The sequence below is a fragment of the Pseudofrankia inefficax genome, assembly GCF_000166135.1.
In the GTDB taxonomy this organism is placed as follows: Bacteria; Actinomycetota; Actinomycetes; order Frankiales; family Frankiaceae; genus Pseudofrankia; species Pseudofrankia inefficax.
In genome coordinates this window covers 1386479-1407812 of record NC_014666.1, presented here as the reverse complement: position 1 = coordinate 1407812, position 21334 = coordinate 1386479, and the positions used below count along the sequence as shown (strand labels likewise).

Annotated in this window: 15 protein-coding genes; 5 read left to right on the top strand and 10 right to left on the bottom strand. The window is 72.9% G+C overall.

Annotated features, from left to right (window positions below):
* The first annotated feature begins 116 nt into the window (after positions 1-116).
* The gene (locus FRAEUI1C_RS05635) at positions 117-494 is read left to right on the top strand and encodes a PadR family transcriptional regulator (RefSeq protein WP_049807118.1); all 378 of its coding nucleotides are present in this window, start codon (positions 117-119) and stop codon (positions 492-494) included.
* Positions 491-1633, top strand: coding sequence for a hypothetical protein (locus tag FRAEUI1C_RS40095; protein WP_013422318.1), 1143 nt, complete (start codon positions 491-493; stop codon positions 1631-1633). The genes FRAEUI1C_RS05635 and FRAEUI1C_RS40095 overlap by 4 nt, the downstream gene beginning before the upstream one ends.
* 135 nt (positions 1634-1768) lie before the next feature.
* Here FRAEUI1C_RS40095 and FRAEUI1C_RS05625 read toward each other — a convergent pair whose 3' ends face one another.
* From FRAEUI1C_RS05625 to FRAEUI1C_RS40090, 3 genes are all read right to left on the bottom strand, one after another.
* Positions 1769-3454, bottom strand: coding sequence for a ribonuclease J (locus tag FRAEUI1C_RS05625; RefSeq protein ID WP_013422317.1), 1686 nt, complete (start codon positions 3452-3454; stop codon positions 1769-1771).
* Positions 3451-4428 (bottom strand): 4-hydroxy-tetrahydrodipicolinate synthase, encoded by a 978-nt coding sequence (gene dapA, locus FRAEUI1C_RS05620; protein ID WP_438270016.1) that lies wholly within the window; start codon positions 4426-4428, stop codon positions 3451-3453. Before dapA ends, FRAEUI1C_RS05625 begins: the two co-directional genes overlap by 4 nt.
* 366 nt (positions 4429-4794) lie before the next feature.
* On the bottom strand, positions 4795-4962 hold the full coding sequence (locus FRAEUI1C_RS40090; protein WP_013422315.1) for a hypothetical protein: 168 nt from the start codon (positions 4960-4962) through the stop codon (positions 4795-4797).
* Between the two features lie 276 nt (positions 4963-5238).
* On the opposite strand from FRAEUI1C_RS40090, the gene FRAEUI1C_RS05615 reads away from it, so the two are divergent.
* Positions 5239-6816, top strand: a complete 1578-nt coding sequence (locus tag FRAEUI1C_RS05615; RefSeq protein ID WP_013422314.1) for a hypothetical protein — start codon at positions 5239-5241, stop codon at positions 6814-6816.
* A 254-nt stretch (positions 6817-7070) separates the two neighbouring features.
* Here FRAEUI1C_RS05615 and FRAEUI1C_RS05610 read toward each other — a convergent pair whose 3' ends face one another.
* The 6 genes from FRAEUI1C_RS05610 to hisS form a co-directional block, all read right to left on the bottom strand.
* Positions 7071-8240, bottom strand: a complete 1170-nt coding sequence (locus FRAEUI1C_RS05610) for an acetate/propionate family kinase (RefSeq protein WP_013422313.1) — start codon at positions 8238-8240, stop codon at positions 7071-7073.
* 34 nt (positions 8241-8274) lie between these two features.
* Positions 8275-10716 (bottom strand): phosphoketolase family protein, encoded by a 2442-nt coding sequence (locus FRAEUI1C_RS05605; RefSeq protein ID WP_013422312.1) that lies wholly within the window; start codon positions 10714-10716, stop codon positions 8275-8277.
* Positions 10717-10903: 187 nt separating this feature from the next.
* Positions 10904-12211 carry a CU044_5270 family protein gene (locus FRAEUI1C_RS35930; protein ID WP_013422311.1) on the bottom strand — a complete coding sequence of 436 codons (1308 nt, stop codon included), beginning with the start codon at positions 12209-12211 and terminating at the stop codon, positions 10904-10906.
* Complete coding sequence (locus FRAEUI1C_RS05595; RefSeq protein WP_013422310.1) at positions 12204-12899, bottom strand: RNA polymerase sigma factor; 696 nt, start codon at positions 12897-12899, stop codon at positions 12204-12206. Before FRAEUI1C_RS05595 ends, FRAEUI1C_RS35930 begins: the two co-directional genes overlap by 8 nt.
* 105 nt (positions 12900-13004) lie before the next feature.
* Positions 13005-13739 (bottom strand): FAD-dependent thymidylate synthase, encoded by a 735-nt coding sequence (thyX, locus tag FRAEUI1C_RS05590; protein WP_013422309.1) that lies wholly within the window; start codon positions 13737-13739, stop codon positions 13005-13007.
* A 629-nt stretch (positions 13740-14368) separates the two neighbouring features.
* Positions 14369-15685: a histidine--tRNA ligase gene (gene hisS / locus FRAEUI1C_RS05585; RefSeq protein WP_013422308.1), complete on the bottom strand. Its 1317-nt coding sequence runs from the start codon at positions 15683-15685 to the stop codon at positions 14369-14371.
* A 192-nt stretch (positions 15686-15877) separates the two neighbouring features.
* On the opposite strand from hisS, the gene FRAEUI1C_RS05580 reads away from it, so the two are divergent.
* Both FRAEUI1C_RS05580 and FRAEUI1C_RS05575 read left to right on the top strand, forming a co-directional pair.
* On the top strand, positions 15878-17731 hold the full coding sequence (locus FRAEUI1C_RS05580) for an Hsp70 family protein (RefSeq protein WP_013422307.1): 1854 nt from the start codon (positions 15878-15880) through the stop codon (positions 17729-17731).
* A 51-nt stretch (positions 17732-17782) separates the two neighbouring features.
* Positions 17783-20041: a hypothetical protein gene (locus tag FRAEUI1C_RS05575; protein WP_013422306.1), complete on the top strand. Its 2259-nt coding sequence runs from the start codon at positions 17783-17785 to the stop codon at positions 20039-20041.
* A gap of 482 nt (positions 20042-20523) precedes the next feature.
* Here FRAEUI1C_RS05575 and dapB read toward each other — a convergent pair whose 3' ends face one another.
* Positions 20524-21264, bottom strand: a complete 741-nt coding sequence (gene dapB / locus FRAEUI1C_RS05570; RefSeq protein WP_013422305.1) for a 4-hydroxy-tetrahydrodipicolinate reductase — start codon at positions 21262-21264, stop codon at positions 20524-20526.
* Positions 21265-21334: the final 70 nt, after the last annotated feature.

The window sequence follows — 21334 nt, the reverse complement described above, 5'->3', positions numbered from 1 at the left end:
GCAGGCCCCCGCCACTCCACGCATCCCCGACCTTCCGGGCGCGCCGCCGATCATTGTGGGTCAGTTGGGACATGCATCCTGCCTATATATACCGACTATCGGTATATATGGAGCGCATGTCAGGGGACGAGATGCGCGAGCCCACCTTCCTGGTCCTGGCCGCGCTCGCCGACGGGCCACGCCACGGTTATGGCGTCATTCGCGAGGTCGAGACGATCTCAAACGGCCGCGTCCGGCTGCGGGCGGGCACCCTCTACAGCGCGTTGGACCGCCTCGCGGCCGACGGCCTGGTCCGCCGCGGGCGCGAGGAGGCGGTGGCCGGGCGCCTGCGCCGGTACTACGAGCTCACCGACCACGGTGCCGCCGCTCTCGAAGATCAGACCGCGCGCCTGCGCGCCAACGCCGCCGAGGCGGACCGCAGGCTGCGGGTACGCAGAGCCGGGCTCAGTGGCGGCCTCGACTCCGCTACCGGGCCGGCCGGGGCCCTCGCATGAGCGCCGAGGCCTCGGGGCACGACAGCGCCCCGGCCGATGACGCCGGCAACCCGCACCGGACCGTCGCCCGCCCGAGCACCCCTGCCTCCCCCGCCGCCGGCAGCCGTCTGGCCGCCGCGTATGGCCGGCTGTTGCTCGCCTACCCGCGCCACTGGCGCGCCGAGCACGAAGCGGCGCTGATGGCCACCCTGCTCGATGCCGCCGAGGCGGTCGGGCGGGGGCGACCAACACTCGCCGAGGCCGCCGACCTGGTGGGAAACGGTCTCGCCACCCGCGCCCGCCCGGTGATCGGATGGATTCCGGCCAGGGCACGCCTCGCCATCGCGACCGTCGCCCTCGCGGCCGGCGGTGTGCTTTCCGCCGTGATGCTCACCGTCGCCGAGCAGGGCCCTGGCCCGGTCTGGCCGTTCGCCTCGCCGGATCAGCCACTGTGGGGCGGCCCAGCGCCGGTCGGCCTGGGCCCGCTGGAAACCGACGGGCTGGTGGTCTATCTGCCCTGGCTGGTCGCGTTCGGCGCGGCGGCCCTGGGGAAGCGGCGGGTGGCCCGAGCCGCGGCCGTGACGGTCCTGCCGGCGACCGCGGCGGTTCTGACGCTCAGCTCGGTCAGCCGGCTGCAGCGTCCGCCGCTGGCCCTGCTGGCCACGCTCTGTCTGCTCGCACTGATCGTCACGGTGGTCTGGACGGCGCCCACGGCCCCGGGGCGCGCCGAGTACCGCCGGCCGCTGGCTGTCACCACATTGCTGATCACCGGGTGGGTTCCCGCCGTCGCGCTCTTCTACCGGGTCGCGCGGTTCTCGGGTGACCTGCCCACGCGACTGATAGTGAGAGGCGGCTATTTCGAGGTGTACTCGCTGTACTACGACCTGTCCGAGTCGTTGCCCTCGGCCTTCCTGGTGGCCGGGCTCGCCATGGCCGTCCTCAGCGTGTTCAGGCCCGGCTGGCTGGCGGCGTTCAGCGTCACCGGGGCTGCCGTCTCACCCCTCGGCTTCTCCCGCATCCGGGCGTATGACTACGCGGCGGCCGACCACGCGCTGATGCTCGGCCTGTTCGTCTTCATCCTGGTCCTGCTGGGCGTGTTCGATCTCCAACGCGCCGCCCGCCGCCAGGCTCACCACACCGCCTCGCCGGCCGCCGACTAGCGGAACGCCGACGGACACTGATCGCCGTTTCGGCCCCCGGGTGATTGCAAATCGGGCGCTCGTGCAACCACTTGAGGGCCGAAACGGCGATCAAGCCACCGGGGTTCGCGAGACGCGGACCCGGCTGGCTCCTCGTCAGACCTCGACGACCACCGGGATGATCATCGGGCGGCGGCGGTAGTTGTCGCTCACCCAGCGGCCGACGATGCGGCGGACCAGCTGTTGGAGGGCGTTGACGTCGGTCATGCCGGAGCGCATGCCGTCGGCGAGGCCGTCGTTGACCAGCTTGCGCACCTTGTCGAAGGCGACCTTGTCGTCGGAGAAGCCCCGGGCGAGCAGCTCCGGGCCGGCGACGACCTTCCCCGCGGCGGCGTCCACCACGGCGGTGATCGTGATGAAGCCCTCCTCGCCCAGGATGCGCCGGTCCTTCAGGCTCGACTCGCGGACGTCGCCCACGGCGAGACCGTCGACGTAGACGTAGCCGCACGGCACCGCGCCCGTGATCGTCGCCTGGCCCTCGACCAGGTCGACGACCATGCCGTCCTCCGCGAGCACGATCCGCTCCGGTGGGAGGCCGGTCAGCTCCGCGAGCACGCCGTGCGCCCGCAGGTGCCGCCACTCGCCGTGCACCGGCATCATGTTCGACGGCCGGGTCGCGTTCAGCACGTAGAGCAGCTCGCCCGCCGGCGCGTGGCCGGAGGTGTGCACCTTGGCGACGCCCTTGTGGACGACCTTGGCGCCCCACCGGGTCAGCCCGTTGATCACCCGGAAGACCGACTCCTCGTTGCCCGGGATCAGGCTGGAGGCGAGCACGACGGTGTCACCGGCCTCGATCCGGATCGCGTGGTCGCGGTTGGCCATCCGGGACAGCGCCGAGAGCGGCTCGCCCTGGGATCCGGTGGAGATCAGGCAGATGTTGCGGTCCGGCAGCGACTCGACGTCGCGGGCGTCGATGATCAGGCCCGGCGGAACGCGCAGCAGGCCCAGATCGCGCGCCACCCCCATGTTGCGGACCATCGAGCGGCCGATGAACGCGACCGAGCGGCCGTGCGCCTCGGCGGCGTCGAGAACCTGCTGGACGCGGTGGACGTGGCTCGCGAAGCAGGCCACGATGATCCGCTTGCCGGCCTCGCGGAAGACGCCGTCGAGCACCGGCGCGATCTCGCGCTCGGAGGTGACGAAGCCGGGGACCTCGGCGTTCGTCGAGTCCGACATGAGCAGGTCGACGCCCTCGGCCCCGAGCCGCGCGAAGCCGCCGAGGTCGGTGAGCCGGCCGTCGAGCGGCAGCTGGTCCATCTTGAAGTCGCCCGTGTGCAGCACCAGGCCCGCGGCGGTGCGGATCGCGACCGCGACCGCGTCCGGGATCGAGTGGTTGACGGCGAAGAACTCGAGGTCGAACGGCCCGAAGCTGTGCCGCTCCTCCTCGGTGATCTGGAGGGTGACCGGCTTGATCCGGTGCTCCTGCAGCTTGGCGACCATCAGCGCCAGCGTCAGCCGGGTCCCGACCAGCGGGATGTCGGCCCGCTCGCGCAGCAGGTAGGGCACCGCGCCGATGTGGTCCTCGTGCGCGTGGGTGAGGATCACGGCCTCGATGTCGTCGAGGCGGTCCCGGATGGCGGTGAAGTCCGGCAGGATCAGGTCGACGCCGGGCTGGTCGGTCTCCGGGAACAGCACGCCACAGTCGACGATGAGCAGCCGGCCCGCGTGCTCGAACACGGTCATGTTCCGGCCGATCTCACCGAGACCGCCGAGAGCGATGATCCGCAGGCCCTCTACGGGCAGCGGGGGCGGGGCACCGAGCCCCGGATGCGGGTGGCTCATGACGCGGCTGCCCCCCGGACCGCCAGGGTCGGCTGGGCCGGGCGGGTCGTGACCCCGGCCATCGCGAGGGACAGGTCTGCCGGCGGCGTGAGCGTCGACGCGGCGAGGTCGAGAGTCAGCTGAGCGATCTCGTCCTCCGTGGCGTCGACCAGTGGTGAACGGACCGGCCCGCCGGGCAGGCCGGCGAGGGTCAAAGCGGCCTTCGTTGTGATCACTCCCTGCGTACTGAAAATTCCCTTGAAGATCGGTAGTAGGCCCTGGTGCAGCTCGCGCGCTGTCACCGGGTCGCCCGCGTCGAACGCGGCGATCATGGCGCGCAGGGCCGGCGCCCCGACGTGCGCGACCACGCTGACCAGGCCGACGGCACCGACGGCCAGCAGCGGCAGCGTGAGCGCGTCGTCGCCCGAGTAGTAGGCCAGGTCGGTGTTCGCGATGACCCGCGAGGACGCCTCGAGGTCGGCCTTCGCGTCCTTCACCGCGACGATGTTCGGGTGCTCGGCGAGGGCCAGCATCGTCTCGGTCGCCACCGGGACGCCGGACCGGCCCGGAATGTCATAGATCATCACCGGCAGCCCGGTGGCGTCGGCGACCGACCGGAAGTGCCGGGCGAGGCCGGCCTGCGGCGGCTTGCTGTAGTAGGGCGTGACGACCAGCAGGCCGTGCGCGCCGGCCCGCTCGGCGGCCTTCGCCAGCTCGATGGTGTGGTGGGTGTCGTAGGTGCCCACGCCGGCGATGACGCTCGCCCGGTCGCCGACCGCGCCGAGCACGGTCCGCAGCAACTGGTCCTTCTCCGCGTCGGAGGTCGTCGGCGACTCACCGGTGGTCCCACTGATCACCAGGCCGTCGCTGCCCGCGTCCACCAGGTGCGTGGCCAGTGCCGCCACGCCATCGAGGTCGAGGCCGCCGTCGGCGTCGAACGGCGTCACCATCGCGGTGAGCAGGCGCCCGAAAGGCGCCGGGGGCAACACTGACATACCGGCCACGCTAGCTGGCACCTCCGACATTCCACTCGGCTTCATTCCAGGCGACGATGCGCCGCCCGCGCGGGCCCGTCCACCCATCGGGCCAGGTCCGCGCCCGGCCGCGCCCGCGCCCGGCCCGCCGGTCTCCACCCTGGACCGCGGCGCAGGCGTCATTCTCCCGCCAGCGGCGATGACGCGCCCACGGTCCCGACCGCCGCCGGTCAACGCTGGACGAGGCCGCGGACACCTTGACGATACGGCGCCCGATCTCGCCGCACCGGCCGAGCACCGGACCGTTCCCCACAGTTCAGCGCGGCCACCGCCCCTGGACGGCGCCATTGCCCGGCGCCGCGGCGGCGACCGCCCACACCCGGCCGGTCAGCGAACCTGCTGGTCGCGGCCCGACTCGGCTCGGGCGCCGCGCGCCCTGGAGATCATGCTTCGGTCGAGCCGCTGCCACAGGTCGCGGCGGGCCAGGCGAACCAGCGCGTGGCCGCCGGCCCGCGGCGCGCGCACCGTGACGCCGAGGCCAAAGTTTTTGGGCATGATCACCGGTCCATCCGTCGGATGCCGGGGTTCCTGCCCGATCAACGACGTTGAGTGCTCAGCAACCACGAATGCTCAGCAACATAGATCCAGTAGCAACGTAGATCCAGTAGCGACGTCGATCCGGCAGGTCCGGGATAGGACTTCCGCACAGGTTACCGTGCCGCATCCGCTCCGTCACCGATACCGGCTGGGCGGCACAACGCCGGGCGACGCCGCCACCTCCACGGGTGCCGGCTTCGAGCCTTACGGAGAGAGATGTCCTAGTCTGCGACGGTGACAACCGGTCGGTGGCGGCGGCTTGACGACGCGGCGGCGGCACCGATCCTCGACCTGACAGACGTCGACGAGGTGACGACGACGCTGCTCGCGCCACCGGCGGAGTTCTTCGGGGTGCGGCGCCGGGTCGTCGACCAGTTCACCCTGCTGTCGGCGAACCGCGCCCAGCTCGCCCGCTCGGTCAACTGGGGCCCGCTCGACGGCCTGCTGACCTCCGTGGTGCCACCGACCGGCCGGATCGACACGACGGGCCACCTCCCGCCCGAGGTCTCGGTGCTGCTGCCGATCTCGACGCTGCCCAAGCGCGCCCTGGTCGGCTTCAACCTCTCCGGGCCCGGCGACACCGCGGCCCACCTGATGCCCTACTCGACCTCCGTGGCGATCCAGGGCAACGTGGTGGCGCTGCTGGCCGCCGGGATCGGCCTGCCGCCGTCGGCGCCGGTCCGCCGGGTCATCGACGCGATCTCCCGGTTCCGTCCCGGGAAGTTCTCTGGCAACTACCCGCGGCTGGCGCCCTCGAAGGGCCGCCGCCCGCTGTCGCTGGGGACGCTGCACACCTACCTGGGCCAGGCGGCCGAGCTGTGGGTGCCGGAGGCCGCGTTGCGCCAGTGGTCCGTGCTGGTCAAGCCGGCGCAGGAGGTGCTCATGACCGCGCTCGACGAGCCGTTCGACGCGCTGTGCAGCGCGGGCACGCTGCTGCTCGCCACCGGCGAGCTGTGGCGCGACCCCGACGGCCCCGACAACCCGACCGCCGACGAGGTGGAGGGCCACCTGGCGGCGTTCGTCAGCTGGGTGGCCGAGCTGCGGGCGGCGGGCCCGGACGCCGAGCCGGTGCTCTCGACGGTCGCCGAGTACGGCCGGCGCTGGGAGGCGCTCGCCGCCGTCCGGCTCGACCCCTACCAGCCGAGCCTGATCAAGATGACCGAGGAACGCCGGGCGATCCTCTGCCGCCGCCCACCACCCCCGTCCCGGACCACCCCCGGCTGGTGGTGGCGCCGCCCAGCCCGGGCACTGGCGCTGACGAACCCGGTCGCGCTCGTCGACCTCGACCCCGGCGGCCCGGGCAGCTACCACGTCAGCATCGGCACCGACGACTCCAGCATCGAGATCAGCCACCCGGCCGTGCTCGACCTCTACGACCGGGAGATCGAGCGGATCTACGTCGAGGACGTCCAGCACAACCGCGAGGTCTACGCCTACTACACGACCGACGTCCGGCGCCCCAGCCGGGCCCGGCTCTCGGTCGGCCTGTCGCTGTCCCCCGACGTCTCCCGCGTGACGGTCGCCCTGCTGGTCCTGATGGCCCTGGCGGTCGGCCTGGCGGCCCTGCCGGTGCGGCTCGGGCCGGACGCGGTCGCCGTCATCACGATCCCGTCCTCGTTCGCGGCGACGATCCTGCTGACCCGCGAACGCAGCAGCCTCGCCGCCTGGGTCCTCGGGCCCGCCAAGACCGCTCTGCTGGCCCTCCTCGTGGCCCTGGCCGTCCTGTCCGGCCTACGCGCCGTCGGCTGGCACCGCCCGGCCGACGCTGTGGCCCCCACTCCCATCTCCCCCACCGCTTCGCCCACGCCGTAGTCCGTCACCCTTCATCGGCGCAGGGTGCGTCACGCTGCCGACGGGTCTTCCGGTCGGAGGTGGCGCCGGTTTCCATACCCGATCGCGGATCTTCGGCGGTATCCGGCCGGCGCCATCGACAAGATCGCGAACCTGGTATGGATAAAAGACGCCTATCGGGCGCAGGGCGACTGTTTCGATACCAGGCTGGCGATCATCGCGGGTGAGTGCACCGCTGACCGTCGATGATCGCCAAATTGGTATGGAAATCGACGTCACTCGGCCGCGATGACCGAGCGGACGCCGCGGGCTATTTCTAGGTCTTCGCGGGCGGCGAGTACGTAGGACCGGACGGGGGCGCCGTCGGCGGTGAGGTCGGTGTCGGGGGTGGTGGTTGGGTCATGGTTGGCGTTGCGGGCCGGGTCCAGGGCTATTCCGAGGAAGGCCAGGCCGTCGGCGGTCGCGGCCCGGATCTGGGGTGAGTGCTCGCCGACGCCGCCGGTGAAGACGAGTGCGTCGAGGCCGCCCAACGACGCGGCCATGGCGGCGATGCCGGCACGCAGCCGACGCAGATACACCGCGATGGCCAGCACGGCCGTTTCCTCACGTTGGTCGGCGCGCTCCACCAGGGCCCGCATGTCGGCCGTCCCGCCGAGGGCGACCAGGCCGGAGGCGTGGAAGAGCTGGTCGGTGAGCTCCTCGGCGCTCAGCCCTGCCGAGGTCTGCAGCCACAGCAGCAGGCCGGGGTCGACGTCGCCGGAGCGGGTCGCCATCACGAGCCCTTCCAGCGGGGTGAAGCCCATCGTCGTGTCGACGCTGACCCCGTCCCGAACGGCCGCGAGCGACGCCCCCGAGCCGAGATGGCAGGTGACGATCCGGCGGGCGGCTGACCCGGTCAGGGCCTCGGCCAGCGCGCGGGCCCGGCCGGCGGCGTAGGAGTGCGAGAGGCCGTGGAAGCCGTAGCGGCGCAGGCCGTACCGCTCACGCCAGGCCGCCGGCAGGGCGTAGGTCGTCGCGGCGGGCGGCAGCGTGGCATGGAACGACGTGTCGAAACAGGCGACCTGGACGGCGTACGGCAGCAGCGCCCGCGTCTCGTCGAGCGCGGCGAGCGCGGCCGGCTGGTGCAGCGGCGCGAGCGCGGTCAGCTCGGCGAGCCGCGTGGCGACCCGCGCGTCGATCCGGACCGGCGCGGTGAAATCCGTGCCGCCGTGCACGATCCGATGCCCGACGGCGACCCGCCCGGCGCTGGCCCGGTCGAGGCCGTCGGCTCCGAGCAGCTCGTCGATGGCGGCTCGGGCCTCCGCGAGGTCGGCGTGGCCGCCGGGCGCGGCGAGCTCCCGCGCGCCGATCAGGTCATCGCCCGGCGCGACGAGGGCCAGCTTCAGCGTCGAGGAGCCCGCGTTGACCACCAGCACGTCCACGGCTGACGATGACCGCTCACTCACGCGTGATCAGCTCCAGCCAGTGATGAGGACGCGGTCAGTAGGGCCAGACCCAGTCACTGATCTCGGGCGGGTCCTCGCCGTGCTCGCGGGTGTAGGCGCGGACTCGGAGGCGCTCGTCCATCATCAGCTGGCGGACGTGGGCCGCCCGGGCGCCGAGCGACGGAACCCGGTCGATCACGTCGGCGACCAGGTGGAACCGGTCGAGGCCGTTCATCATCACCATGTCGAACGGCGTGGTCGTCGTGCCTTCCTCGATGTAGCCGCGGACGTGGATGTTGTGGTGGTTGGCGCGCCGGTAGGTCAGCCGGTGGATCAGCCAGGGATAGCCGTGGTAGGCGAAGATGACCGGGCGGTCCGCCGTGAACAACGCGTCGAACCGGGCGTCGGAGATGCCGTGCGGATGCTCGGACTCACTCTGCAGCGCCATCAGGTCGACGACGTTCACCACCCGGATCCGCAGCCGCGGGAGGTGCTGGCGCAGCAGGTCGACCGCGGCCAGCGTCTCCAGGGTCGGCACGTCGCCCGCACAGGCCAGCACGACGTCGGGCAGGCCGTCCGCGCCCGGCGACGCGTCGTCGTGGTCGTTGCTGGCGAAGTCCCAGATACCGAGGCCGCGGGTGCAGTGGGCGATCGCCTGGTCCATGGTCAGGTAGTTCAGCGCGGGCTGCTTGCCGGCCACGATCACGTTGATGTAGTCGCGGCTGCGCAGACAATGGTCGGCGACCGAGAGCAGCGTGTTCGTGTCCGGCGGCAGGTAGACCCGGACGACCTCGGCCTTCTTGTTCACGACGTGATCGATGAAGCCGGGATCCTGATGGGAGAAGCCGTTGTGGTCCTGGCGCCAGACATGGCTGGTCAACAGGTAGTTCAGCGAGGCGATCGGCCGTCGCCACGGGATCTCCCGGGTGGTCTTCAGCCATTTCGCGTGCTGGTTGACCATCGAGTCGACGATGTGGATGAACGCCTCGTAGCAGGAGAACAACCCGTGCCGCCCGGTCAGCAGGTAACCCTCCAGCCAGCCCTGGCACAGGTGCTCGGACAGCACCTCCATCACCCGGCCGGCCCGGGCGAGATGCTCGTCGGTCGGCAGCAGTGAGCCTTCCCAGACCCGGTCGGTGACCTCGAAGACGGCGCCCAGCCGGTTCGACGCCGTCTCGTCCGGCCCAACCAGGCGGAAGTTCGACGGGTTGCCCCGGATCACGTCGCGCAGCAGGGCGCCGAGCACCGTCGTCGCGGACGTCTCCGTGGTGCCGGGCGCGCGGACGTCGACGGCGTAGTCGCGGAAGTCGGGCAGGGCGAGCTCGCGCAGCAGCTCACCGCCGTTGGCGTGCGGGCTGGCGCTCATCCGCGACCGGCCCGCCGGCGCGAGTGCGGCCAGCTCTGGACGCAGCCGGCCGGTCGCGTCGAACAACTCGTGCGGCCGGTAGCTCGCCAGCCAGGCGGCAAGCGCGGCGATCCGGTCGGGATGCGTGCGCACCTCGGTGAGCGGAACCTGGTGCGCACGCCAGGTGCCTTCGACCGGCTTGCCGTCGACGGCCCGCGGCCCGGTCCAGCCCTTCGGGGTCCGCATAATGATCATGGGCCACGCCGGGCGGTCGACGTCCTCGCCGGCCGCGGCGCTCGCCCTGGCCGCCCGCTGGATTCGGGCGATCTCGTCGAGCGCCTGGTCCAACACGGCGGCGAACCGGCGGTGCACCTCGGCCGGGTCGTCGTCCAGATCGGCGGTGACGTGCAGCGGGGCGTAGCCGTAGCCGCGCATGAGCGCGTCCAGCTCGGCCTCCGGAATCCGGGCCAGCAGGGTCGCCTGGGCGATCTTGTAGCCGTTGAGGTGCAGGATCGGCAGGACGGCACCGTCGCGGGCCGGGTCGAGGAACTTGTTCGAGTGCCAGCTGGCCGCCAGCGGCCCGGTCTCGGCCTCGCCGTCACCCACGACGGCCGCGACGACCAGCTCCGGGTTGTCGAAGGCCGCGCCATAGGCGTGCGCCAGCGCGTAGCCCAGCTCGCCGCCCTCGTGGATCGACCCGGGGGTCTCCGGTGCGACATGGCTTGGGATCCCGCCAGGGAACGAGAACTGGCGGAACAGCCGACGCATCCCGGCCTCGTCCCCGCTGATCGTCGGGTAGACCTCGGAGTAGGTGCCCTCCAGGTAGGCGTTGGCGACGATGCCGGGCCCACCGTGCCCCGGCCCGATCACGTACATCATGTCGAGATCCCGGGCTTTGATGACCCGGTTGAGGTGGGCATAGATCAGGTTGAGGCCCGGGGTCGTCCCCCAGTGGCCGAGCAGCCGCGGCTTGATGTGCTCGGCCGCCAGCGGCTCGCGCAGCAGCGGGTTGTCCAGCAGGTAGATCTGCCCGACCGACAGGTAGTTCGCCGCCCGCCAGTAGGCGTCCAGCAGCGCGGCCTCGGCGTCGGTGAGGCTCGCGGCCCCGGATTCGGCGCGGTCGGTAGCCGCGACGTCCATGGCACCGGGCATCGGTGGGCTCCTCGGTCATTGAGGCCAAGCCCGGGCCCGGTCGTCCTGGCCGGGCGCGGGCCGTTCGACGGTCGAGCGGACGTCGCCGCTTTGCCCCGCGGCTCCATTCGACAACGTCCGCCGGCCCGTTCCGACCTGCCTTGCCGACCCTCGGACTGTGACTTCCGGCCCGGCCGGACCGGTACGGTCAGCCGGTCGGAGCCGAGTCGACGACCTCGCTGCTCACCGCCGTGTAGGAGATCGCGGTGCCCACCGGGACCCCGGGGATGTAGTCGGCGTTCAGGACGACCTCCCGCTCTCCGATGAACTCCCCCGTGGCCGGGTCGAAAATCATCTCCTGGCGGGTGTCACCGCCCTCGTCACGGCCGACCGCCACGCCGGTACGGCCGGCGAGATTCGCCGCGTGGTCCGTGACCGTCACGCCCGGGATGCCGGTCGCGGCCCGGAAGAACGCGGCCCGCAGATCCGCGGGCACGAATCCGCACCGCATGACGTCGGCGATGAAGACCAGCGCCTCGCCGTCCTTCGACCGGCCCTCCCCCTTCGAATCCTGGTAGATCCGGGCCAGCAGCTGGTCCGGGTCACGCGGTAGGCGGGACAGGAAGCCGGGAGTCGGCGCCTGCCAGGCCTGAATGTCCGAGATCGGGCCGTTGAACTCGCCGCCGACGGCACGAGTCAGGTACGGCAGGGAACTCTGCCCGCCCAGTCCGTTGGCCTTCGCCCAGACCTCGTCCCCTGGGTTGAACCAGTGGATCGCCGTCGGGCCGCCCTGCTGCATGATCCAGGGCTTCGTCGGGTCGCCGGGGATCCAGAGCCGGGTCACGGACTCCACCAGCCAGGTGACCTCCCTGCCGTCGGTCCCCGTGCTGCTCGAGCTGTAGGAGGCCCGAGTGGTGATCTCCCGGTACTGCGTCGGGCCGACCGGCGGATCCGGCTTCGCCGCGACGACGGATGCGGCCTGCCGCAGCAGGGTCGACGCCTCCGCGGTCGCGTCCGCCCTGCCCCCCACCGTCACCGTGTCGAGGGTGAACAGCCCGGCCGCCACGACGACGGCCGCGACCGCCACCGCGATCACGCGACGGGTCGTGACCCGCGGCCGCAGCCGCAGCCGGTGCCGGGCCGACCCCGCGTCTGGCCCCGTGGTCGGCGCCGCGGCCGCACCGTCGGCCAGGGCACCGTCGGCCGGAACGCCGCCGGCAGGCGCGGCGGCGGCAGGCGCGCTCGTGCCGCTGACCTGCGCCGCGCGGTTCAGCAGCCTGTCGCGGGCCGCCGCGAGCGCGGCGGCCCTCGGCTCGGGAAGACCGAGGCGCAGCCCGGCCAACGGCGCGAGCTCGGCCCGGGCCACGGCCTCCTCGACGACCAGCTGGCCGGCGGGGAGCCCGCCGGACGCCTCGTCCAACGGGACCGACGTCCGCGCGCCGTTGAGGGCGGCAGCCGGGTTCGAGCGGGCGTCTGGTGCGGGGCCGGCCCCGGAGGCCGGGAGGTGGTCAGCCATGGTCGCTCTCCTCGGTCACGATCAGGCGCCCGGCGTCGGCGTCGAGGGCGGCCCGGACCCGGCGGCGGGCCCGGTGCAGGCGTGAGCGCACGGTGCCCAGCGGGATCGCGAGGGCCTGGGCGATCTCCGCGTAGCTCAGCGAGGCCCAGGCGAACAGCAGCAGCACGTCCCGGTCCTCGGGCGGCAGCTCGGCGACGGCGGCCGCGACGGCCGGCCCCGAGGCCTGGGCGTCGGCCCGTTCCAGGGCTCGCTCCGTCCCGTCCTCGGCCGCCGGGTCGACGCCGCTGCGGGCATACGCCCGCAGCATCCGGGCCTCGTCGCGGTGGTGGCGCCCGACCAGGTTCGACGCGATGCCGTACAGCCAGGGCCGCGCGTCGGCACGGTCCAGGTCATAGGCGCCGCGCCGCTCGAACGCGACCAGGAACGTGGCGGCGACGAGGTCGTCGGCGGCCTGCGGGCCGACCCGGCGAGCCAGATAGCGGTAGATCGCCACCGCGTGCCGGTCGAACAGCTCCGCGAAGGCCGCCGGCGAGTCGACCGACCGCGCGACGATCCGCGCGTCCGTCCGGTCAGGCGGCTCATCCCGAGCCGGGAGGACGGGACTGCCCGCCTCGCGTGACCGCTGGCCACGCCTGAGCGGGAGCTCCGCCGGCTCCGCGACGGCTGGGACGCTGGTGTCTGCGCTCACACCGGTATTTGCCCGAAACGGCGCATCGGGTTCACGGCGGCTGTCGCCGCCGGGTCAGCCCGCCCCGACGCGACGACAGGCGGGCAGCCTGACGTCCGGGATGACCTACCCCTCGCTGACGAGCGGGCTGGACGCGACCTCGGTGCCGTCGTCGAGGGTGGAGACGCGGAAGTCCGCGAAGACGTTCGGAGCGACGTCCTGGAGCGCGCGCAGGGCCAATATGGCCAGGCCCCGGATCTCGACGTCGGCGGACTCGGAGGCCCGCATCGCGATGAAGTGCCGCCAGGCGCGGTAGTTACCGGTGACCACGATGCGCGTCTCGGTGGCGTTCGGCAGCACGGAGCGGGCCGCCTGGCGGGCCTGCTTGCGCCGCGAGGTCGGCGCTGCCACCTCGGCGAAATGCTTCTCCAGGCCCTCCAGCAGCTTCGAGTACGCCTCCAGCGACGCGGCGGCGGCCTCCTGGAACAGCGCGTGCAGCTCCGGGTCCGCCGCCACGACCTCGGGCTCAACCATCTCCGCGTCGCGCTCCGGGACATAGCGCTGGGAGAGCTGGCTGTAGGAGAAGTGCCGGTGGCGGACGAGCTCATGGGTGAGGCTGCGCGAGACGCCGGTGATGTAGAGGGTCACGGTGCCGTGCTCCAGCACGGACAGGTGGCCGACATCGAGGATGTGGCGCAGGTAGCCGGCGTTCGTCGCGGTGGCCGGGTTCGGCTTGTTCCAGCTCTGGTAGCAGGCCCGGCCCGCGAACTCGGCCAGCGCCTGGCCGCCGTCGGCGTCGGTCTCCCACGGCACGTCGGCCGGCGGGAGGAACTCCGTCCGCGCGATCACCTGAACCCGCACTGCCACCTCCGCGATCGGGCCGCCCCGCTGGAGGCGGCCGATCCACCGTAACCGGCGGCCGGGATGTCCAGGTTGCCGGTGGCCGGGATCCGGCCGAAGACCACGCCGGCCGACGCGGGTCCGTACCGTCCGACGTCGCGGGCCGGCCGTCCCCGGAGCGTCGGCGCTGTGGGTGAGCCGAGCCCGACGACCTGGTACGCACCCGGACTCGCCGGGAAGAGGCCCCGAGTGTGGCGGTGTCCGCACCCACATACCCGTCCGGTCACCCGTCCGGAGCAAGGTCTGGGTCGGCGCGCGTGGCCGTGGTACACCGGAACCGGCAGCCGCTCACGGGCGGTCGCCACCGCCACGGTGACTGTGTACCCGCCGCCGGCCCTGCCGACGGACAGCCACCACGGCGACGGCCGGGGTCTTCGCCCCCGTCACCCCCGGCTAGCGGCCCACCGAGCAGGCTGACCCCCGGGTCAGCTTCCCGGTGGGCCGTTATGGGCGGGCCGCCGTGGCGCACATTGGAGCGGTTATCGCCGTTTGGGCCCTCGGGTGGTTGCAAGAACGCCCAGATTATGACCACGCGAGGGCGAAAACGGCGATCACCGGCCGGCAGGCAGCCACGAATCGGCCGAGCAGGCTCAGGGAGTCCAGGTGTCCGGGTCGGCCTCGGTCTGGTCGCCGGTGGCCAGGTTCTTGACCTCGTGGGGCTTGCCGTCCTCGAAGGGCGGGAACCAGAGGGCGCCGATGCCCTTGCGGTTGGCGTAGCGGAGCTGCTTGGCCAGCTTGTCGGCCTGGTGGTAGGTCTCGACCTTGAGGCCACGCGCGCGCAGCCGCCCGGCCGTGGCGACCGCGACCCGGCGCCGCTCGTCACTCGGGATCACGACGAGGACGTCGGCCGGGCTCGCCGGCCCCGGATTGATCATCCCCTCGGCGACCAGCTTGGCGAAGATCCGGGTCAGACCGATGGAGATACCGACGCCCGGCAGATTGCGCCGGATGAACGAGCCGGCCAGGTCGTCGTACCGGCCGCCCGAGCAGATGCTGCCGAAGCCGGGCCAGTCGACGAACTTCGCCTCGTAGACCGTGCCGGTGTAGTAGTCCAGCCCCCGGGCGATCGACAGGTCGGCGACCACGCTGCCGACGGGGAGGTCCGCGAGCTCGTCGAGGACGAAGGCCAGCTCGTCGAGCCCGGTGGTGAGCAGGTCGGACTTCACGCCGAGCCGGCCGACGGCCTCGGCGACGGCGGCCGAGTCGCTCGCCTTGACGGCGGCCAGGTCCAGCACCGACTTCGCCTGCGCGGCCGTGAGCCCGACCTGGTCGACAAGCACCTTCGCGACACCGTCGGGGCCGATCTTGTCGAGCTTGTCCGCGGCCCGGATGACGGCCACCGGGTCGTCGATGCCGAGGCCCTCGTAGAAGCCCTGCAGCAGCTTCCGGTTGTTGACGTTCAACGTCCAGGCCGGGACGTTCAGCTCGGTGAGCACCTCGTGCACGATCCGCGGGAGTTCCGCGTCGAAGTACAGCGGCACCGAGTCGACGTTGATGACGTCGATGTCGCACTGGGTGAACTCGCGGTACCGGCCTTCCTGTGGCCGCTCACCCCGCCAGACCCGTTGGATCTGGTAACGCCGGAACGGGAAGGTCAGCTCGTTGAAGTGCGCGGCGACGTAGCGCGCGAACGGCACCGTCAGGTCGAAGTGCAGCCCGAGCCGCCCCGAGTCGTCACCCGGCTCGGCCTGCAGCCGGCGCAGCGCGTAGACCTCCTGGGAGGTCTCCCCCTTGGCGGCGAGCACGTCGAGCGACTCCACCGACGGTGTTTCGACGGAGCAGAAGCCGTACCGCTCGAAAGTGGCGCGAATCCGGTCAAGCCAGGCCAGCTCCACGGCCCTGACTCCGGGCAGCCATTCGGGGAATCCACTGATCGCGACCGGCTTGACGATCGGGGCATCACTCATCGCGGAAAAACCTGACCTCTCACGGCGGCTTTGGAAAACGGCAACAGCACGGCGCGCGAACGAACGCGGGCCGGCTACCGATGTCGCGTGGAGAGGACGGTGTGCACGGGCCGTCACTCTACCTGTCCCATCGGAACCACCGATCGGGCATCCGGAGCCCGCCCGCGTCCGTGACCGGATAGGTTTTTGCCTGTGCGCGCACGACGGGGTGGTTCATCCGGGCTGTCCGGAGACGGGACTGTCTTCGGCATCGACCTCGGCACCACCTTCAGCTGCCTGGCTCGCGTCTCCCCAGCCGGCGAGGCCGAGATCGTGCCCCTGCTGGACGGCTCCGCGACGCTGCCCAGCGTCGTGCTCTTCGTCGGCGCGGACGACTACATCACCGGCGAGACGGCCCGTCAGCTCGCCCGGTCCAGGCCAGACGACGTGTGCGCGCTGGTCAAGCGGCGGATGGGCGACGGCGAGTGGCGGTTCGTGCCGGCCGGGGCGCCGCCGGGCACGGCCTGGTCCGCCCCGGCCGTCAGTGGGCTGATCCTCTCGGCGCTGATCTCGGACGCGGAGCTGACCGGCGGCGAGCCGGTCCGCGACGTGGTGATCACCGTGCCGGCCTACTTCGGCGACGAGGAACGCCGGGCGACCGTGCTCGCCGGCGAGTACGCGGGCCTCAACGTCGTCGACGTCATCAACGAGCCGACCGCGGCCGCCCTCTCCTACGGCTTCGCCCGCTTCGAGGTGGGCTCCCGGCGCACGCTGGCCGGGCCGAGCGCCGCGGACGAGGAGGTCGCGCTGGTCTACGACCTGGGCGGCGGCACCTTCGACGTCACCATCGTCGAGCTCGCCGACCGCCGGGTCTCGGTGATGGCGATCGACGGCGACCACCAGCTCGGCGGGGCCGACTGGGACGAGAAGCTGGTGCTCCACCTGGCGGACGCCTTCACCGCGAAGTTCCCGACGCTGCCCGACCTGCTCGACGACGGCGCAGCCGCGCAGACGCTGTCCCTGGCGGCCGAGCAGGCGCGGCGCGAGCTGACCGATCGGACCGTGACCGTCGTGCGGGTCGAGCACGCGGGCGCGGCACTCGACGTCGAGCTCACCCGGGCCGAGCTGGAACGGCTGACCAGTGGCCTGCTGGACCGCACGATCACGCTGACCAGGGCGGCCGTCACGGCGGCCACCGAGCGCGGTGCCCGCGGCGTCGACCGGGTGCTGCTGGTGGGCGGCGCCTCCCGGATGCCGGCCGTCGCGCGGCGGCTGTCCGAGGAGTTCGGCGTCCCGGTCGAGCTCAGCGACCCGGACCTGGCCGTCGCGAAGGGCGCGGCGATCTACGGCGAGAAGAAGGCGCTCGAGCGGCTCGTCGTCAGCGACCTGGTGACCCGCGGCCGGCTGGCCGACGGCGCGGGCGTCGACGCCGCCGACCCGGCCGACCTGGACGCGGCCTGCCGGCGGCTCGCCGACGCGCTCGGCCTGCCCGCGGCCCGGGTCCGCCGCACCGTCGAGGTGCAGGTGATCAACGTCATCTCCCGCGGCTTCGGGGTGCTCGCGCTCGACCGGTTCGGTGAGCACGGCGCCGTCTTCCTGGTACACCGCAACGACCGGCTGCCGGTCGTCGTGCGCCGCCCGTTCGGGACGGTGCGCGACGACCAGGACGCAGTGACGGTCTACGTGGTCGAGCAGGCCGGCGGCACCGAGTCCCGCCGCCTCGACGACAACAAGATCATCGCCGAGGCCGAGATCGTCGACATCCCGTCCGGCTACCCGGCCGGCACCGAGATCGAGATCACCTTCCGGATGGGCTTCGACGGCATCCTGGAGGTGACCGCCCGACACGAGGGGCTGGCGGACCGGCCGCTGACCGTCCGGGTGGAGACGTCCGCCGCGCTCAGCCAGGCCGACGTGGCCCGGGAGCGCGACCAGGTCGCCCGCGCCCGCCGGGCCAGGGACGCCAGCCGCGCCCGTCGACCGAACGACGGTCGCCCGGGCGGCGGCCCACCACCCGGCCCCGGCTTCCGCGGCGGCCTCGGCGGGCCGCCGATCGGCTGGACCTGAGCCCCGGTCGCCCGGGCGACGCAGCGGAAGGATGACGAGGGCAGGGATCTGATGGGGCCGTTCGACGCCAACGACTACCGAAGCCGGGTGTTGGGGCCGATCCATGCGCGCGGCGGGGTCGAGCACAGCGACCCGTTCGAGATCTACGACATCCCGCTCGCCGAGGCGACAACGCTCGACGACGCCGCGGTCTCGGCCCAGATCGACGCGGTCTGGGCGTTCTGGCAGCGCAGCCGTGACCATCCCCGCTACCGCGGCGTGATCGACGCGCTGTTGCGCCAGCACCCCGAGCTCGCGGCGGCGCTGCGTGGCCAGCGGGCCCGCGTCGAGCTGGCCCAGGTGGTCGCCCAGGCCCGCGCGGAACGCGAGGACGAGCGGTTCGCGACGGTGGCGGCGGCCGCCGACCGCCTCGTCGAGCGGTTCGGCGGCCTACCGGAGGACAAGATCCCCGGCCTGCGCCTGATCGCGACGGGAGCCGGGGTCGACGCCGCCGAGTTCGACCGGCGGATCGCCGGCTACCCGCGCGTGCCAGCCGGAACACCGGAACGGACCACGCGCCGCTCGGTGCCGCGCCAGGTGCTGCGCCAGGTCCGCGCCGACCTCGACGAGCTCGGCCGGATCGTCGGCGAGGACGCGCCGCGCAGCCTGTTCGACCTGCTCGGCGTGCCACCCGGCAGCGACCAGGCGACGATCCGCTCGGCCCGCGACGGCGCCGCGACCCGCAACCGGGCCCGCCGGCCGGACCGGCGCCGCGCGCTGATCGACGACCTGCTCGCCGCGGTCACGACGCTGCTGCTCGACGGCGACCCGGAGGCCTACCTGGACGCGCTGGCGGCCGCCGCGGCCGACCTGCTGCGCCCACGGCTGGCGGCGGTGCTGCTGGTGGAGGACCGGCTGCTGCCGGCCGACGCGGCCCTGCTCGTCACGGCGGCGCGCGGCGAGGGCCTCGACCGGGCGCGCGCCGAGGCCGTGGTCCGCGCCCTCGCCCGCGAGGCCGGCGTGGATGACGCGGCCATCACCCAGGTTCCCGACCAGGAGCACGCGCAGGGCTCGGCACCCGATCGGCGGACCGGTTCGACGCCGGCCCGAGGGACGGCCCGCGAGCCCGGGGCGGCGTCCGGGCACACGTCGCCGGCCGCCGCCACGCCCGGACGGTCGAGACACGGCAGCGACCAGGACTGGCGGGAGATCCTCGAACAGGCCAGGGTTCTGCTCGACGCCGGCGCCCCGATAGCGGCCCACGAGCGGCTCGCGCACGCCCTGGAGATCGCCGGCACCGCCACCCCGCCGATCCGCGCTCTCGGGGAGGCGATCGAGTCGGTGATCCGCCAGGCCCACGAGGGCTGGGCCAGGCTCACCCAGGCCGTCGCCGCCCATCGGCTGGACCAGGCCAGGCAACTGGCCGCCGAGCTGAGCCGGATCGCCCGGGACGTGCCCGGCCCGGACGGCGCCGACCTGGCCGCCGTCACCGTCGAGGTGGAGGAACGCCACCAGCGAGCCGGCGAGCTGCTCGCCGCCGCTGCCGCCGCCGCGCCGGCCGACCGCGCGGCGCTCGCGATGGCCGCCCTGGAACTGGCGGCGGACTCGGACGAGGCACGCGCCCTGCTCCTGGAGGGCCTGCTGCCGCCGGGCGCGCTCGCGGTCCGCCGCGCCGCCGGCGCCGTCGAGGTCAGCTGGGTGCCCTCCCCCACGCCCGGCGTCCACTACCGGGTGCTGCGGATCGGCACGGACGGCTCCAGCCGAGCGGTCGGCGTCACCGCGACGACCCGGATCGACGACGGCGGCGTACCCGCCGAGGCCGCGCTGCCCGGCTACGAGGTACGGGCCGGCATCGCCGGAGTGTGGTCACAGCCCGCCGTCTGGCAGGGCCCGGCGGCGGAGGAACTGGCCGCGGAGACGATCACCGAGCCGGCGGCCGGCCCGACGGCCCAGGCGGCGGACACGATCGACCCGGAGGACGAGAGCACCCGGCTGCTCACCCGAACGCCGGCCGACAGCCTGGAGCCGGCCCGCGACCTCGCGGTCGTGGCCGGCAGACTCCAGTGGACCTGGCCGGACGGCTGCACCGAGGTGATCGTCACCTGGCGGCCGGACGCTCCGCCGATCGCCGCCAACGACCCGGTCGCGGGGTTCCGAAAGGTCACCAACGCCCGCTACGAGCTCGACGACGGCCTGCCACTCCCGGCCGCCCGCCCGCTGTACATCGCGATCTTCGGCTGCGTCCGCGACCGCGCCGGCCAACTGATCGTCGCCTCGATCGCCGCCCCACCAGCCCGCCGCCTACTCCCCGCCCGCGACCGCCTCGCATAACCCCCCCACACCGCGGAACACGGAGATCGACCGCACCGCGGAACGCCTCGGGCGCCGGGACGCCCTCGGCGGACGCGACACGTTCTCGGCGAGGTCGGGCCACCCGAGGTGGATCTTCTTCGTTTCGAGCGCAGGCGCCGGTTTGGCTACCCAGCTGGCGATCTTCGGCCGATTTCAGCGGCCCGGCCAGCCATGATCACTAATTGGATATGGATAAAAGGCGCGAACCAGGGCATGGAACGACGATTTCCATACCCAGTACGCGATCAAGCGCCCTCGGGCGCGGGAACGGCTGTCAGTGATCACCGATCAGGTATGGAAACCGGCGTTGCCCTAGGCCACAAGCGCGGTCGCCCGAACACAGCACCGCGACCACCGAGACCAACCCGGGCTACCCCGGGCCACCCGGGCCATCGCGGAGGAAGCGGCGGCCGAACCAGATACAAGGGCGGAGCGGCGAAGGACCTGTCCGGGTGGCTCGCCTACAGGTCGAGCAGGGGGTCCAGGCCGACGGTGAGGCCCGGGCGGGAGGCGATCTGTCGGACGGCGAGCAGTACGCCGGGCATGAAGGACGTCCGGTCGAGCGAGTCATGGCGGATCGTCAGGGTCTCCCCCGAGCCGCCGAGCAGGACCTCCTGGTGGGCGACCAGGCCGCCGAGGCGGACGGCGTGCACCGGGACGCCGGCGACGGTCGCGCCGCGGGCGCCGTCCAGGGCGGTGGTGGTCGCGTCCGGGCCGGCCGGGTCCAGGCCGGCCTCGCGGCGGGCGGCGGCGACGAGCTCGGCGGTGCGCCGGGCGGTGCCGCTGGGGGCGTCGACCTTGTTCGGGTGGTGCAGCTCGACGATCTCGACTGACTCGAAGAACGGGGCCGCCTGGGCGGCGAACCGCATCATCAGGACCGCGGCGATGCCGAAGTTGGGCGCGACCAGCACGCCGACCTCGGGAGAGGCCGCGAGCCAGCCGCGCACCTGGGCCAGCCGCGCGTCGTCGAACCCGGTCGTGCCGACGACGGCGTGCAGGCCGTTCTCGACGCACCAGCGCACGTTGTCCATGACCGCGGACGGGCTGGTGAAGTCGACGACCACGTCGGCCTTGGTGAGCGCCGACCGGTCCTCACCGGCGTCGATCGCCGCCACCAGCGCCAAGTCGTCGGCCGCCTCGACGGCCGCGCAGACCGTCGCGCCCATCCGGCCCCTGGACCCGAGCACAGCCACGTTGATCATGAAAGAGAACCACCCATCGGCTCGGCGGACACGCCTGCGGACCCGCTACGCCCTGCCAGGTTAGTGCCGC